We start from the raw sequence: 13,161 nt of genomic DNA on the forward strand, positions 1-13,161 counted from the left end.
ACCTGGTGGGGGCCAACGCGGGACGATTTTGACGATTACAGCGCATATTTCGCCGAGCGCGATACCTTCCGCGCGGCAGCTTTCAACATCAGCGAGCAAGTGTACGCGGTCATCTGGGCTGTCCTGCTGGCAATTTTAATTATCTGGACGGCGTTGAGTAACCGAAGAGGGCTTTTCAATACGGGCATGACCTTCGCGGCCATCCACGGCTATACGCAGATGTTTGAGAGTTTTTCCGACGAGCCGTTGGCCTATGTCATCGGCGGGCTAGCCGCGATCCCTCTAGCCTTTGGACTATGGCGTTTAAACAACGTTTGGTTTCAGCCATTGGATGTAGCAGGGGCACGTTGAGGGGATCGGCGAGCAGATACAAAACGGACATTGGTGCAGCCGCAGCAAATGGCAACAAAGTTCGCGACTGAATCGTTGGAACCGCCTGCGGCGAAAGCACGGTTTGAATTTTGTGGCTCAGCGGCACTTTGAATGACCGCTGTGGCGACATTGGCTGCAACGCAGCAGAGAGGGTTCCGCGCCCGCAAAGTGATGCTGCGTCAGCAAAGGCCGCGTGAGCAAAAGGCGGGAAAGTCCGCTCTATCACCGTTCCAGCCTGGGAAATCCAATGTCCGGTTTAAGCGGTTTGCGACTTGCTGCACGAGCGAAGACTCAACGTTTGGTGAAGGTCCGGTAAGGGCTCAGACAACCCCTCCGTACTCTCCCCGGAGAAAGGCCGTTGCGAGCCTCAATTACCTTAGGAGTTCAGTTGTTTCGCCCGCATTGAAGCTCGAAATTCTGTTATAGAATAGTCCGCCAAACCATTTTGTTTGAATGGGTCAGATTCAAGTATGGCTTCAAGCTCAATCCGGGATGGGGCCATTGCAATGATCACGCCTCCAGTGCGTGGAATTTTTGGCCCCGACGCAATGAACCGGCCAGAAGCGAAATTATCCTCAAGAAATTCAACATGAGCGTCCAGAGCAGACTCAATTTCATCAATCGATACAACGTAGTGCAGATCTACAACGAACAAGTTCTGTTCGGAGGGTATGAGGGCCATTGGCTATTCCTTGATTTCGCGGGAAGGAGGTGTTGGGGCCGTTGTTGCAGTTGCAACGGCGATTGGCAACTTTAGTCCGCTTACCGGACGCATGCATGCGCAGAGATTATGAAGATTGGGAAAGGCAGCTAGGGGCTCTACGCACCAGCTCGGGCACGTCGCAGAGAAAGTCGGCAGCGAGCCCAAACTCCCAAATGCTGCGCAGCGCACGAATGGCCGGTTCTCTAGTCGCAGTCGAGTGAGAATTTTTCTGGTACTGTGGTTGAGGCATGGGTTTTTGTATTGGACCCTTTGTGCGATTGTCCCGCATCTTAAGAAGAAACTGATTCATTATATATGCTACGCTTTATCGCCAATTCCTGTGTTGTTCTGTTTTTGACTATTTTGACCCAAATCGGTGGTTTAGCGTGGTTGATTGCACTTTTCTTTCGCCAAAAGCTAGTCGCATTCCTGCTTGCCTACATGGCATTGACGACTGCGGCGATTTGGATAGCACCGAGCTTTGGCCGGGTGGCGCTGAATTGCTTCGACAGCGGTTCGCTTCAGGTTCAGAGTTGGATGTATTGCGCCCTCAACCGCAACTATGTTGCCCCGGAACTCAAGGACGTACTCGTTGAAACCGCAGATGAGATGGATCGACAGTATCCTGGCACGCAGACGCTCGTCCTTGATGCGAATTTCCCATTTTTCGACGGATTCCCTTTACTGCCGCATTTGTCTCATGACGATGGCGACAAAGTCGATCTCGCGTTCTTCTATCGAAACGAAGCAGGTTACCTACCCAGGGCAACCCGATCTCCAATAGGGTATTTCGCATTCGAACCCGGTCCCACTGATTGCACTCCAAGATGGCCAACTCTCCGATGGGATTTCGACTTTATTCAACCGCTTTGGCGCGATTATGAATTGGATGAAGCGCGCAACGCCGCAGTGCTTAGAATATTGTCGGGCGACGGCCGTGTCGGCAAAATTCTCGTAGAGCCACATCTAGTTCAATCACTGGATATCGCGCATCCGAATATCCGGTTTCAAGGGTGCCGTGCGGCTCGGCACGATGATCACATTCACCTTCAACTATGATGGTTGGCTCAAAATCACAGATTTGGGGCCGCTCAATTGGCGGTGTTTTGGCATTCGGTTCGGAGCCGACATCCGACCATTTCACTTAGACAACAGACGGGTACTTAAGCTGCCAAGGTCGGCAAAGTGCTACTAGCGGTCCAATGCATCCGCAGCGCCCAAGTAGCAAAGCAATGACCGCTAGGGGCTCATTCGGATTTCGGGATTTTGGGTTGGAATATTCGAAGCCCTTGGCCAAGATTTCTCCTTGTCGTGATCCTATACTCACAACCGTTGCGCAAATTTTGCGCGGTTTAATTGATCAACGAATGGACTGTTACTAAACGGAATAAAGGTTACCGCAGTCCGATCAGGACGAGAGCCTAGTTCATCCAAAATCTCAAACTTTTCTGGCCAGCCTTTGTTTCCGATCTTCGTCAATATTACCAACCCAAACATAAGAAAGATGTGTATTTGGACGCCGAAGACTTTGATCAAATATGGTTGGGTCATCACGCCGCAAAGGTCGTGACAAACACGCGGCGTTCCCAATATTCTGCATGAGAATCGCGGCATTTTGCCAACATCACAACCTGACCGGAAATAATCCGACAGCTGCCGTTCGTACCGATCTCCGATTCTGACCGTCGTGCATCTGTTAGAAATCGCGCAACGATACAAGCTGGCTAGAAGGCCAATCTTTATAAAGTCTGTATTCCCAGAAACCTGCACGCTTGCGCCAATGCTAACCTCACTATCACTTATTTTTCTGCTGGGGCTATGATACCAATCACGAGCAAATTTCTTTAGTTCCTCATCGTATGGGCCGAGTTTGTTGTCACAATTTGTACAGATTATTTTGTTATCCCATGTATGCGTCTGGACTTTTCGCACGCGCTCTTGGTCGAGTTTTACCTCGACCATATGATGGTCGGGCCTACCTGAAGTAGGCGCGACTTTCTTTAGGCTATCTGGCAAAAGATGTGCTCTCGCCAATTTGGGAAAATCACTTTGGCAAATTTTACAAATCATCTGTTGTTCTTTTGTAGTTAATATTCCCCGCCCGCATGGTCCGAGAACGCGCAGCGGGCGTCTCCAAATGCCGGTAACGTCCACCAGAATATCTTGCTTAGTCAAGGGTATGGCCTGCGGAAATTATGGCAACACCAATGTCCTGGCCGTCCTGCAGCGCTGCCGTTGAAGGGATGTCGAAACAAGGTCTGCTTTTGGGAAAAAGTTGTCGACTGCACTTGCGACATCTCAGCCGAACGGGAACGGCTGCTCTGGGCTCCTACGCTCCAGCTCGAGCGCGTCGGAGAGAAAGTCGGCGGCGAGCGCTTGGTGAAATCATGTCTTTCGCAATTGGGAAAGCATTGGGCACGAAACGTTTCCGCTGTCGCAATTTGCCGTCAGTTCATCTAGCGCGGCTTCCAAACGTCCCAGCTCCTCAATCTTATCGCGCACATTGGAGATATGAAGCTCGGCCATCTCCTTCACGGATTGGCAGTCTTCACTGTCCCCCTCTGACAGATCGAGCAGTGTCTTTGCGTCCGTAAGTGCGAAGCCCAATTCCCGGCACCGCTTCAAGAAGCGCAGCCTTCCGACGTCATGATCTGAGTACAGTCGGCGATTGTTGGAAGCCCGAGCAGGTTTTGGCACAATGCCTTCGCGTTCATAATAGCGGATGGTTTCAATTCCGACCCCACTTTGCCGGGAGGCTTCTCCAATCGCAATCATGTGACATTTCCCTTCTTGATCCTGTAGCGGCTACAGGAGCTATACGTTACTTGGGTCATCGCTGCAAAGCTGTGCGGTGAAGACCGATGGAGAAGTGGAATGCAGAAATACCTTAGCCTCAGCTATTTAGGATCGATTTCAGCGCTTGGCGTGGCAACCTGCTGCGTTTTACCTATGGCTATGATGTTGCTGGGGTTGGGTGGCGGCTGGCTGGCAATATTCGGAAAAATTGCGGCAGCCAGTTTCTATGTACTGGCAATATCGACTGCGCTAATCGCGTTATCTTGGTTGGTATCGCACCGACGCGGATCAATTGGGCGGCTGAAATGGTGGCTAGTCGGAAGCACCGCCATCACCGGAATGGCATGGGTTATCGTGTTCAACGAGGCCCGGATCAACGACTACCTAATCATGCAGATGTGAGACGATGACCGAACAAAACGTAGTGCTTGAAAGCACATTGACGTGCCCCAAATGCGGGCACACTGAAACTGAAGAAATGCCGACAGACGCCTGCCAATGGTTTTATGAATGCAGGTCTTGTAAGGCTGTATTGAAGCCGCTCGAAGGCGATTGTTGCGTCTATTGCTCCTATGCCACCGTGCCGTGCCCGCCCATACAATTGGGCGATAGCTGTTGCGGGCACTAAAGCAAAGGTCCGCTTAACGTGCTTAACGACGTGCCGCACGTGCACAAATCCGAAGCGCACTAATGACGGTTCAGGGCTCATACGGCTGTTTCGAGCTCGTCGCAGAGAAAGTCGGCAGCGAGCCCCATAGCTACGGATGCTGCGTTTCTGCTGAAGGTCTGCTATTGCTTACAAGGAAATTTTCATTTCTGAAAAATCGAGCGGATTTAAGAGCGTGGCTAGAAAAGACTGGATCGATCACGGGTACGAGATGTCTGAGAACCCTGCCTGCAAGGAGCTATTTGAAATTCAGGAATGGCTTGTTAATGGCGACCTAGATCAACTGGAATTCGCAGCGCAGTTAGTGGACAGTTTCCCGCACGGAAATGATGGGTGCTTCGGCTCTCCTTGGATCGTGCATGCCGTCGAATGTGGTTGCTTAAAGTCAGTTAACTGGATGATCGAAAAAGGAGTTAATTTGCAACCTTGTACTACTGACGGGTATCCCCCGGTGCTTGCTTGCATCGAACGTGAAAGCAGGGATAAGTATCAAATCCTCGAAGCATTGATCACGGTTGGCGTTGACATCAATCAGCGAGGTGTCAATGGCTGGACCCCGTTACACATGGCAGCGATAAGAGACGATGAAAGGTCGATGCATATGCTACTCACGGCAGGTGCAGATCGTTCGGTCACGACCTTGATTGATGACAACACAACCGCAGAGGAAGAAGCTCGCTATTTGGGCCATCTAAAGTCCGCCGAATTTATTGCGAGTTTCCGGCCGGACTGACAGCGATCATTGGTGTGCTCGCCTTGTTTGACAGATATGTCCCGCGTTTTTCGTATCGGCACAAAGTGCGGCGAGCGGTATGTCGATTTGAACAAGCCATTCATGCAACGCGCAGCGAAGCAGCCTGAAGAGCCCAAACCTACGATTTTGCCGCGAGACGGCGAATGTCTTTTTTCGCTCGACGCTTCGCAAGCTCACGGTATAGCGCGGGGTGCGTCACTCCGATCCAATCGGCGACGCGCACCCATTCGCCTTCTTCCGGTGGACCGTAGAGTTCGAGATAGGCATCCAGCCGATCTGTCACCTTTCGCAGGCGCATGATTTCAATGCGGGTCCGCAAAGCCTATAGATCTCTCGCTGTTCGTTCAAACGCTCTGATCGAAAGATGGTTTGATGAAGCTGCATCCTCTAAGTGCGTCATCAATTCGTCCCTCGGGAGGAATAAGACTGTCGTAGAAAGATCGGTCACAGCGTCGCAGTGATAGCGGTCTGCAAACAGGGATGCTTCAGCGACCAGATCACCAGCATTGGCTGTGTGTAGCGTTAAAAGCCCGCCATCTTGCAGCGCTCGCCGAAGGAAGATCCGACCCTTACGGACCAGAAAAGCCCATGCCACTCTATCATCCCGCCGAAACAGAGTTTCGCCTTCCACTAGGGTTCGCCTTGGTGCGTTGTCAAAACAATGAAGCCAGCGACTCGACATGATTTCTATCATGTTCAGTATTGCGTATTCCATGCAATCCTTTCGTGCCAACGCTGTCTCAACCGAGGATTTCAAACATGGCGACCAAGCGTTTCGCACTTGTTGTGGCGATCTTGCCCTCCATCGCTTTTACCCAGACCCACTCTGGGAGCCACAACACGACACCGTCGGTCTATGCGGGTGAAGAAACACGCCTCATCAAATCTCTATCGGAACAAGACCTAGAGGAGATCGCGCGTGGCGGCGGATGGGGCCTCGCCCGAGCAGCGGAGCTTAACGGCATTCCGGGGCCAACGCATCTTCTCGAACTTGCCGATCAAATTGGTCTGACTGAAGAGCAGCGCCACGAAATCGAAGTGATCCGCGCGCAGATGCAGACAGACGCAATACTGGCAGGCGAACGCTTTATCGAAATGGAACAGGCGCTGGACCTGGCTTTTCAGCAAGGTGCCCCGACGGCAGAAACTCTTGAACGGTTGGTTATGGAAGCGGGCGCGGCGCGAGCAGCCCTTCGCCTCGTCCATCTGAACGCTCACCTGCTGACTTTGACGTTGCTGACTGATGCGCAAGTCAGCCAGTATTCAGTCGTACGCGGATGTTCTGGTGATCCATGTTCCACTGTTTCGGACGGGCATGATCCAGAGATGTGGCGCACCCACAATGAGTGCAACTAGGATTGTATGTGGCGAAGCATCCTCGAAACTTGTCAAAACCACATACTCACAGTAGGTATTTGGTATGTTTCGCTTGGTCCTGTCGATACTTCTTGTTGTTGCATTCTCTGGCGCATCCGCAGCGTCCGTGAAGCATGGCTTGAACCTTGGATCGGATCATTCTGGTCATCATGCTCAAATGGCGGACGATCCGTTGGCTGATGCCGGGAAAGCTGTTGCGGATTGTTGCGACACCACTAGCGGCATGGGTTCAGCATCCTGTTTTGGTGATCTTGTCGCCACGGCGGGGATTTCGCCGATTGCTCCATTGGCGATCTCGGTGGGTGGTGTGACGCTCGCTGGTTCCGATAATTCGAGCCTCGCACTGGGCGTCCCCACCGGTCCTCCGAAAGCCTGAACGGCAATGGGCGCTCGCCCGCAATCCGTTCAAATTTCACATAAAAGGACCGACAGACATGATCACACGTCGTCACTTCACTGCACTGTCTGCAACTGCTCTCATCGCGACCGCTCTTCCCGTCCGTGCAGGTACCCCAATGCACGTGCTCAGTTCACCAGGTTGCGGATGTTGTCACGCATGGGCCGACTTGGCTCGCGAACGTGGCTACGCCGTCACCGTTGAGGAACTGACAGACCCCGAGGCACAGAAGTCAGCGCGGGGTATCCCGCTGAACCTCGCATCCTGTCACACCATTGAAGCCGATGGTTATGCCTTTGAAGGCCATGTGCCGTTCGAAGCACTGGAAGCCGTGTTGAAGGATCGGCCTGACATCATAGGGCTTGCTGTTCCTGGCATGCCAATGGGCTCTCCTGGTATGGGCGACGATCCGTCCGCCCGTTACGACGTCATTGCATTTGGTGGTACGGCCGGGACCGGAACTGTGTACTACCGCGCGGGCACTGCTCAGCCGTTCGACACCTGATGGCAGGGCGCACAACACTGTTGGTCACCGGTGGGCTTGCGCTCGCCGGTTTCACCGTAGCGTTCGTTCTGGCCCAGCCCTCCGAAGTGGTCGGTCTTTTGACACCTGATGACGCGGAAGTGGTCTCCATTGGCCAAGTTGTTTACGCGGACCAATGTGCTGCCTGCCACGGTGCGCGCCTGGAAGGGCAACCAAACTGGCGGATGCGCGGCGAGGATGGTTTGCTACCAGCACCGCCGCATGACGCTACAGGACATACATGGCACCACGATGATGAAACCCTCATCACCTTGACCAAATTTGGCCTGGCCGGATTGATGGAGAATGCGCCCCCAACCAGTATGCCGGTCTATGAAGGTGTGCTCAGCGATGACGAAATCATTGCGGTGCTATCCTTTATCAAATCAACCTGGCCCGATGACCTTCGTGAGTACCACGACGAACTTAACGCCCAATCCGAATAGAGGAAAACTCAGATGATCAAACAAACTCTTTTCGGCATGGTCGTAGCAATGGCTCCAATGCTTGCGGCTGCGCATTCAAAGTCCGAAACAACGACACCTGCTGACGGCGCGACCGTCACGGAAGTGCCGGAGCTTTCAATGCGGTTCGATGATCCCATGCGCATCATCTCGGTCACGCTGAGCTCACCCGATGGCGACGTCGAAATTGAACGCGAAACGGGTATGGACCCCGCCAAAGAGTTCCTGGCTATGCCTATGGAGGAGCTTGCACCCGGAAGCTACCGCTTCGACTGGCGAGGTATGGCTTCAGACGGTCACCCGATGCAGGGCAGCTTCTCTTTCACAGTCGCTAAGTGACCGGACTGGCCCCCATTGACGGCGTTGTCGTCTTGGCCATTTTTGCGAAAGCACTTGGCTACGGCGCGGCGCTGCTGACGATGGGTGGCGTCCTTTTCACGGTCCTCTTTGCCAAGCGCGCTGAAGAGTCTGTTCTACGCCTTGCGCGGCACCTCGCGGTCGGTGCAGCGCTTGTCGGTCTCGCCGTGCTGGCTTTACGTTTTGGCATCAGAGCGGCGCGGATATCCGGGATGGGCTTTGAGGGCGCGACGGACCCAATGATGCTTGGTTTTGTTTGGGAGAGTCCGCTTGGCACCGCCGCGATTTGGCGAGGGGTGGGTGAACTCGCGATATTGGCAATCCTGCTCCCCCGCGTCGGGAAATGGATCGCTTTGGCGGGCAGCCTTGCCGTAGCGATTTCCTTTGCTCAGGTGGGGCACTCGCTCGGAGAGCTCAGGGCGCCTCTCGCAGTCTTACTGGTTCTTCATCTGCTGGCAGTCGCCTTTTGGGTCGGTGCTCTCCTGCCGTTGCGCAAAGCGGCGCTCACTACCACTGGGGCCGATCTACTGCACCACTTTGGCAATGTCGCTTCTTACGGAGTTGGCGTCCTGATTATTGCAGGCGCAGCGCTCGCATGGCTGCTTTCGGGCTCGGTGGCCGCCTTGTTCGGAACGGCGTATGGATTGGTACTTTTGGTCAAGATCGTTATCGTCTCTACCCTTCTTGGCATTGCGGCGCTGAACAAGCTGATACTTGTTCCGGCTCTCAGGGCTGAGAAGCGTGGCGCGGCCATCGCGCTCCGACGGTCGATTTCGATAGAGATGTTGGCTGTTGTCCTGATCCTGCTTGCAACGGCAACCCTAACCAGTGTGACGACACCTCCCATCAATCTCTGACGACTTGGTAGCCCAGTTACCCTATAAAGTGCGCTTGCATCTGTGCTCATCTATAGTATACCTCCCTATAGTATATTTGAGGTATTTGCATGGGCCACCTAAGCCGCGATAGTTCAAAGCTCATTGCCCGCCTTCGCCGGATAAAGGGTCAAGTGGAAGGCGTTGAACGGGCGTTGGAATCAGATGCAGATTGCAGCGAAGTGTTGCGCCAGATTGCATCAATCAGAGGTGCGATGGCCGGGCTGACCAACGAAATGCTCGAAGAACACCTGCGCAGCCATGTAGTCGGTGCTCCAACCGCGTCCGACCGCGAGCATGGGGCGGAAGAAATGATCCAGATCTTGAAATCGTATCTGAAATAGAAAGCTTGGCTACACCGAAAGGGCCAGCAATGAGCAATCAAGATATATCCGTGTTCGCCCATGAGCATGTCTTTCTTGGCGCAAATCAAAAACGCAACGAGCGCAAGGTTTGGTTGGTCATCGCTCTAACCGCCTCAATGATGGTCATCGAGATCACAGCAGGGCATTGGTTCGGGTCAATGGCGCTCATCGCTGACGGGTGGCATATGTCCACGCACGCAGGGGCGATGCTTATTGCGGTCCTAGCCTATCGCTATGCAAGGAAGAACGCCAACAACCGTAGTTTCAGCTTTGGTACAGGTAAGGTCGGTGATCTGGCTGGTTTTGCGAGCGCAGTTGTTTTGGTGTTGATCGCTCTCCTGATTGGTTGGGAGAGCGTGGTGCGATTGGTAGAACCCGTGCCGATCAGCTTTAATCAGGCCATCATGGTCGCAGTCGTTGGGTTGATCGTCAACTTGGCAAGTGCATGGCTACTCCGCGACGACCATTATCACGATCACGACCGCCACCACGGTCATAGTCACGGGCAAGACAACAACCTGCGCGCAGCCTATCTGCACGTCTTGGCGGATGCTCTGACCTCTGTCCTTGCCATTGTTGCGCTTTTGTTGGGTCGTGCCTACGGGTGGTTATGGGCGGACCCTGTGATGGGCATTGTCGGTGCGATTGTGATCTCTCGATGGTCGTGGGGACTGATCCGCGACACTGGAGGCGTCCTGCTTGATCGCACCCCAGAGGGCGGGAATCTTGAGTCGGACATGCGCGATGCAATTGAAAGCGACACCGACAAGATCACTGACCTGCACATCTGGCAGGTCGGCCCAGGGTACTACTCAGTTATCGTCTCGGTCGCTTCAACTGCTCCAAGATCACCGGACGAATACAAGAGCCTGTTGGGCGGAATTGACCACGTGGCGCACACTACGGTAGAAGTTAACAAAATCATGGCGACCGCATAAAGGTTGCAATCACAGGGCAGATAGATGCGATGAAACAGGCTTACGAGCACATTCTGAGAACTGGCTTGGCTGCTCTCTGTCTGTCGTTGGTCGTTTGGTCCGTAACGCCATTATTCACCCACGCGCCAGCAGTGTTTGAGACGATCCAAGACCATCTGGAAATGGTCGAGGATCATGGTCATTCACATGGGTTTGAGGAAGACCTGTATTGGGCCATGCACGGTCATAGCCACGACGGGGCGGATCATGACCACAATCAGGCGTTTCTTTCCAATGGCCCCGGCGCCGCGCCCGAACTGCACACAGGCGAGGCTTGGCGCGGGCTGGTCTCAGTCCTCGGTCCCAACCGCCAGTTCCGGATAGACCGACCTCCGCGCGTTTGATCGGCACGGCGCGGCTCACGCGCATCACCGATCAATCCAAATACATAGCGGAGTTATCCATGAAAACCTTCAACGAAGGCGTCAGTCGCAGTTCAATGCGTCTAACGTTCTTACTCACGTCCTTGCTGCTGCTATCGACCAGCGCAGCGATGGCCCATGATGTTACACCCGGCGACGCCGGCTATATTCAGGAAATCTGGGGCGTGCACATAATCCCCTTCATGTATCTCGGAGCCAAACATATGGTGACGGGCTACGACCATATCCTGTTCCTACTTGGCGTCGTCTTCTTCCTCTATCGGTCGAAAGACGTTGCGGTATATGTCAGCCTGTTTGCTGCGGGGCATTCCATCACAATGCTCGCAGGCGTTTGGTTCGGCTGGGGCATCAGTTCCTACATTGTTGATGCCATTATCGGGCTTTCGGTTGTCTATAAGGCGCTCGACAACCTTGGGGCCTATCAGCGTTGGTTCGGCTTCCAGCCCAACACCAAGGCAGCAACCTTCATCTTCGGCCTGTTCCACGGCACCGGCCTGGCCACGAAGATACTGGACTACCAGATCGCACCAGACGGGCTGCTACCCAACCTCCTGGCATTCAATGTTGGCGTCGAGATCGGCCAACTTCTAGCACTCGCAGCGATCCTCATCGTCATGGGGTACTGGCGAAAGAGCGCCAAGTTTTTCGAACAAGCCTACACCGTCAATGTCGTCATGATGACCATCGGTTTTGTGCTGATGGGATACCAACTCACTGGCTATTTCGTGGCCGCATAAGGAAAACCACAGATGTTTAATTCAAAAAAACCGAGCCTCGAAGAATTACCCAGTTCAGCCCAGCTTCTTCGGTCCACGATCATCGCGGCTGTCAGCGCAGTGGCTCTACTTTTTGCTGTTGTTTTACCTGCCGAATACGGGATCGACCCAACAGGGGCGGGCCGCGTGCTTGGTCTGACCGAGATGGGTGAAATCAAGAAGGAACTGGCTGATGAGGCGGATCAGGACCAACAGCTTCACGGGGCTGATCAGTCGTCGAGCCTTTTGGGCGACATTTTCGATCTGTTTGTTGGCACAGCACACGCTCAGGAAGCATGGCAGGACACAATCACGTTCACGCTTGAACCGGGCGAATTCACCGAGATCAAGGCAACTATGGAAGAGGGAACGACCCTTTTCTACGCGTGGGTGGCTAAAGGTGGTCGGATCAACTTCGACCTCCATGCACATGCGGGGGACCAAAACGTGACCTACGAGAAAGGGCGCGGTCAAACCGAAGGCGAAGGCAGCTTTGAAACTCCTTTCGCCGGAGATCACGGCTGGTTCTGGCGCAACAGGGACGATGAGGCGGTTACCGTCACACTCAACCTGAATGGCGCTTACTCGGACATTGTTCGAAGCGAGTAATTCAATGGGCCGCGCTTCCATAACCTGGGTGCGCGGCATCAATGCGACCATTCGATGCTTTGCCTTCAGCGGCCGCTTTGTCCGCGCCTTTCCACTTCACATGGCGGAATTGAATGTCCGGACTGCGCCGATCTCGACATGCTGCACGAGCGAAACCTCAAAGTTCGGCGGAGGTCCGGTCAGGGCTCAACGTGTCAGCTAAAGCACGTCGCAGGGAATGTCGGCAGCGAGCCCAAATTGACAACACCCCGAAGTCAGGCCAGTACTTCGAGAAAAGCCTATAAGGGGTTCACAATGACTTTTACGATACGAAATCTCGATGTCGTGTCTGACCTCAGCAAAGTAGAAGCATTCTATGCTGCGGCACCCGATTATTGGGAAACAGCGGAAGGCAATCCACCCGGATTTGATAAAGCAAAGGAGTTTTTCGAAGACATTCCTCCAAACTGCGATCCGAAACAGGTGCACCGTTTGGGGCATTTCTCAGGAGGGGTCGAGTCCGGCTGAGTGCAGAATAGGGCGTTTAGCCCGGAGTCCGATATTGCCGCCACCTATGTGATCGTTTTCTCAACCAAACGATAGAATTCATCTTTGGCGTATATCTCTTGCCAAGGCTTATGTCCGCACCGCTTGATTTCAACAAATTCAGCAGAAGGAAGTGCTGCCTGCAATGGCAACCTCACACCTTCTGACGGTCTTGGGTCGTAATCACCATGGATCGCCAGGACAGGGCATCGGATGGTGGAAATAGCTTCCAGAAGCGAGCCGTCTTTGCGCATGCCATCAG

At 53.8% G+C, this 13,161-nt stretch carries 22 protein-coding genes and 1 pseudogene; 17 read left to right on the plus strand and 6 right to left on the minus strand.

Annotation, left to right across the window (positions count from 1 at the left end):
• A pseudogene (locus tag JT51_RS22020) lies at nucleotides 1-351 on the plus strand (hypothetical protein); the annotation flags it as partial.
• Nucleotides 352-748: 397 nt separating this feature from the next.
• On the opposite strand, the gene JT51_RS20820 reads toward JT51_RS22020, so the two are convergent.
• Entirely contained in the window at nucleotides 749-1,054 is a 306-nt protein-coding gene (locus JT51_RS20820) for a YciI family protein (protein ID WP_200876079.1), read from the minus strand.
• Nucleotides 1,055-1,390: 336 nt separating this feature from the next.
• Between JT51_RS20820 and JT51_RS20825 the strand changes: the two genes are divergently transcribed.
• On the plus strand, nucleotides 1,391-2,134 hold the full coding sequence (locus JT51_RS20825; RefSeq protein WP_037317764.1) for a hypothetical protein: 744 nt from the start codon (nucleotides 1,391-1,393) through the stop codon (nucleotides 2,132-2,134).
• Between the two features lie 264 nt (nucleotides 2,135-2,398).
• Here the strand turns inward: JT51_RS20825 and JT51_RS22025 are convergent, their stop codons facing one another.
• Both JT51_RS22025 and JT51_RS20835 read right to left on the minus strand, forming a co-directional pair.
• Nucleotides 2,399-3,250, minus strand: coding sequence for a hypothetical protein (locus tag JT51_RS22025; RefSeq protein WP_160175210.1), 852 nt, complete (start codon nucleotides 3,248-3,250; stop codon nucleotides 2,399-2,401).
• A 210-nt stretch (nucleotides 3,251-3,460) separates the two neighbouring features.
• The gene (locus tag JT51_RS20835) at nucleotides 3,461-3,850 is read right to left on the minus strand and encodes a MerR family transcriptional regulator (RefSeq protein ID WP_037317770.1); all 390 of its coding nucleotides are present in this window, start codon (nucleotides 3,848-3,850) and stop codon (nucleotides 3,461-3,463) included.
• 99 nt (nucleotides 3,851-3,949) lie between these two features.
• Between JT51_RS20835 and JT51_RS20840 the strand changes: the two genes are divergently transcribed.
• The 3 genes from JT51_RS20840 to JT51_RS22320 all read left to right on the plus strand — a co-directional run bounded on the left by JT51_RS20840 (nucleotide 3,950) and on the right by JT51_RS22320 (nucleotide 5,271).
• Nucleotides 3,950-4,273, plus strand: a complete 324-nt coding sequence (locus tag JT51_RS20840; RefSeq protein WP_037317773.1) for a hypothetical protein — start codon at nucleotides 3,950-3,952, stop codon at nucleotides 4,271-4,273.
• A 4-nt stretch (nucleotides 4,274-4,277) separates the two neighbouring features.
• Nucleotides 4,278-4,499 carry a GDCCVxC domain-containing (seleno)protein gene (locus JT51_RS22315; protein ID WP_081894779.1) on the plus strand — a complete coding sequence of 74 codons (222 nt, stop codon included), beginning with the start codon at nucleotides 4,278-4,280 and terminating at the stop codon, nucleotides 4,497-4,499.
• Between the two features lie 250 nt (nucleotides 4,500-4,749).
• Nucleotides 4,750-5,271, plus strand: coding sequence for an ankyrin repeat domain-containing protein (locus JT51_RS22320; protein ID WP_235216116.1), 522 nt, complete (start codon nucleotides 4,750-4,752; stop codon nucleotides 5,269-5,271).
• A 139-nt stretch (nucleotides 5,272-5,410) separates the two neighbouring features.
• Here the strand turns inward: JT51_RS22320 and JT51_RS20850 are convergent, their stop codons facing one another.
• Together JT51_RS20850 and JT51_RS22475 are read right to left on the minus strand one after the other, a co-directional pair.
• On the minus strand, nucleotides 5,411-5,611 hold the full coding sequence (locus tag JT51_RS20850) for a hypothetical protein (RefSeq protein WP_051927686.1): 201 nt from the start codon (nucleotides 5,609-5,611) through the stop codon (nucleotides 5,411-5,413).
• Nucleotides 5,612-5,614: 3 nt separating this feature from the next.
• Nucleotides 5,615-6,007 (minus strand): cyclic nucleotide-binding domain-containing protein, encoded by a 393-nt coding sequence (locus tag JT51_RS22475; protein ID WP_051927687.1) that lies wholly within the window; start codon nucleotides 6,005-6,007, stop codon nucleotides 5,615-5,617.
• A gap of 44 nt (nucleotides 6,008-6,051) precedes the next feature.
• On the opposite strand from JT51_RS22475, the gene JT51_RS20860 reads away from it, so the two are divergent.
• The 12 genes from JT51_RS20860 to JT51_RS21910 all read left to right on the plus strand — a co-directional run bounded on the left by JT51_RS20860 (nucleotide 6,052) and on the right by JT51_RS21910 (nucleotide 12,881).
• Nucleotides 6,052-6,648 (plus strand): hypothetical protein, encoded by a 597-nt coding sequence (locus JT51_RS20860; RefSeq protein WP_037317776.1) that lies wholly within the window; start codon nucleotides 6,052-6,054, stop codon nucleotides 6,646-6,648.
• A 64-nt stretch (nucleotides 6,649-6,712) separates the two neighbouring features.
• Nucleotides 6,713-7,045 carry a hypothetical protein gene (locus JT51_RS20865; protein ID WP_037317779.1) on the plus strand — a complete coding sequence of 111 codons (333 nt, stop codon included), beginning with the start codon at nucleotides 6,713-6,715 and terminating at the stop codon, nucleotides 7,043-7,045.
• Between the two features lie 190 nt (nucleotides 7,046-7,235).
• Nucleotides 7,236-7,571: a DUF411 domain-containing protein gene (locus tag JT51_RS20870; protein WP_051927688.1), complete on the plus strand. Its 336-nt coding sequence runs from the start codon at nucleotides 7,236-7,238 to the stop codon at nucleotides 7,569-7,571.
• Nucleotides 7,571-8,035, plus strand: coding sequence for a c-type cytochrome (locus JT51_RS20875; protein ID WP_037317785.1), 465 nt, complete (start codon nucleotides 7,571-7,573; stop codon nucleotides 8,033-8,035). Before JT51_RS20870 ends, JT51_RS20875 begins: the two co-directional genes overlap by 1 nt.
• A 12-nt stretch (nucleotides 8,036-8,047) precedes the next feature.
• Nucleotides 8,048-8,392 carry a copper resistance CopC family protein gene (locus tag JT51_RS20880; RefSeq protein WP_235216224.1) on the plus strand — a complete coding sequence of 115 codons (345 nt, stop codon included), beginning with the start codon at nucleotides 8,048-8,050 and terminating at the stop codon, nucleotides 8,390-8,392.
• 32 nt (nucleotides 8,393-8,424) lie between these two features.
• Entirely contained in the window at nucleotides 8,425-9,267 is an 843-nt protein-coding gene (locus JT51_RS20885) for a CopD family protein (protein ID WP_235216225.1), read from the plus strand.
• 89 nt (nucleotides 9,268-9,356) lie between these two features.
• Entirely contained in the window at nucleotides 9,357-9,629 is a 273-nt protein-coding gene (locus JT51_RS20890) for a metal/formaldehyde-sensitive transcriptional repressor (protein ID WP_037317791.1), read from the plus strand.
• Between the two features lie 29 nt (nucleotides 9,630-9,658).
• A complete protein-coding gene (gene dmeF, locus JT51_RS20895) occupies nucleotides 9,659-10,588 on the plus strand; it encodes a CDF family Co(II)/Ni(II) efflux transporter DmeF (RefSeq protein WP_037317794.1) in 930 nt (309 codons plus the stop codon).
• 131 nt (nucleotides 10,589-10,719) lie between these two features.
• Nucleotides 10,720-10,971, plus strand: coding sequence for a hypothetical protein (locus tag JT51_RS20900; protein ID WP_152563422.1), 252 nt, complete (start codon nucleotides 10,720-10,722; stop codon nucleotides 10,969-10,971).
• Nucleotides 10,972-11,066: 95 nt separating this feature from the next.
• Complete coding sequence (locus tag JT51_RS20905; protein WP_419177317.1) at nucleotides 11,067-11,747, plus strand: HupE/UreJ family protein; 681 nt, start codon at nucleotides 11,067-11,069, stop codon at nucleotides 11,745-11,747.
• Nucleotides 11,748-11,759: 12 nt separating this feature from the next.
• Nucleotides 11,760-12,374 (plus strand): hypothetical protein, encoded by a 615-nt coding sequence (locus JT51_RS20910; protein WP_037317800.1) that lies wholly within the window; start codon nucleotides 11,760-11,762, stop codon nucleotides 12,372-12,374.
• Between the two features lie 294 nt (nucleotides 12,375-12,668).
• Nucleotides 12,669-12,881, plus strand: a complete 213-nt coding sequence (locus tag JT51_RS21910) for a hypothetical protein (RefSeq protein WP_037317816.1) — start codon at nucleotides 12,669-12,671, stop codon at nucleotides 12,879-12,881.
• 44 nt (nucleotides 12,882-12,925) lie between these two features.
• Here JT51_RS21910 and JT51_RS22030 read toward each other — a convergent pair.
• A partial coding sequence (locus JT51_RS22030; protein ID WP_200876134.1) for an alpha/beta fold hydrolase occupies nucleotides 12,926-13,161 on the minus strand: 236 nt, incomplete at its 5' end.

The sequence above is a fragment of the Ruegeria halocynthiae genome, from assembly GCF_000743705.1.
In the GTDB taxonomy this organism is placed as follows: Bacteria; Pseudomonadota; Alphaproteobacteria; order Rhodobacterales; family Rhodobacteraceae; genus Ruegeria; species Ruegeria halocynthiae_B.

Excerpts from the sequence above, each read along its gene's own strand:
- JT51_RS20840 (WP_037317773.1), top strand. The coding sequence starts at position 3,950 with ATGCAGAAATACCTTAGCCTCAGCTATTTAGGATCGATTTCAGCGCTT.
- JT51_RS20835 (WP_037317770.1), bottom strand. The coding sequence starts at position 3,850 with ATGATTGCGATTGGAGAAGCCTCCCGGCAAAGTGGGGTCGGAATTGAA.
- JT51_RS20890 (WP_037317791.1), top strand. The coding sequence starts at position 9,357 with ATGGGCCACCTAAGCCGCGATAGTTCAAAGCTCATTGCCCGCCTTCGC.
- JT51_RS22475 (WP_051927687.1), bottom strand. The coding sequence starts at position 6,007 with ATGGAATACGCAATACTGAACATGATAGAAATCATGTCGAGTCGCTGG.
- JT51_RS20820 (WP_200876079.1), bottom strand. The coding sequence starts at position 1,054 with ATGGCCCTCATACCCTCCGAACAGAACTTGTTCGTTGTAGATCTGCAC.
- JT51_RS20860 (WP_037317776.1), top strand. The coding sequence starts at position 6,052 with ATGGCGACCAAGCGTTTCGCACTTGTTGTGGCGATCTTGCCCTCCATC.
- JT51_RS20880 (WP_235216224.1), top strand. The coding sequence starts at position 8,048 with ATGATCAAACAAACTCTTTTCGGCATGGTCGTAGCAATGGCTCCAATG.
- JT51_RS21910 (WP_037317816.1), top strand. The coding sequence starts at position 12,669 with ATGACTTTTACGATACGAAATCTCGATGTCGTGTCTGACCTCAGCAAA.
- JT51_RS20875 (WP_037317785.1), top strand. The coding sequence starts at position 7,571 with ATGGCAGGGCGCACAACACTGTTGGTCACCGGTGGGCTTGCGCTCGCC.
- dmeF (WP_037317794.1), top strand. The coding sequence starts at position 9,659 with ATGAGCAATCAAGATATATCCGTGTTCGCCCATGAGCATGTCTTTCTT.
- JT51_RS20910 (WP_037317800.1), top strand. The coding sequence starts at position 11,760 with ATGTTTAATTCAAAAAAACCGAGCCTCGAAGAATTACCCAGTTCAGCC.
- JT51_RS20825 (WP_037317764.1), top strand. The coding sequence starts at position 1,391 with ATGCTACGCTTTATCGCCAATTCCTGTGTTGTTCTGTTTTTGACTATT.
- JT51_RS22320 (WP_235216116.1), top strand. The coding sequence starts at position 4,750 with ATGTCTGAGAACCCTGCCTGCAAGGAGCTATTTGAAATTCAGGAATGG.
- JT51_RS22315 (WP_081894779.1), top strand. The coding sequence starts at position 4,278 with ATGACCGAACAAAACGTAGTGCTTGAAAGCACATTGACGTGCCCCAAA.
- JT51_RS20905 (WP_419177317.1), top strand. The coding sequence starts at position 11,067 with ATGCGTCTAACGTTCTTACTCACGTCCTTGCTGCTGCTATCGACCAGC.
- JT51_RS20865 (WP_037317779.1), top strand. The coding sequence starts at position 6,713 with ATGTTTCGCTTGGTCCTGTCGATACTTCTTGTTGTTGCATTCTCTGGC.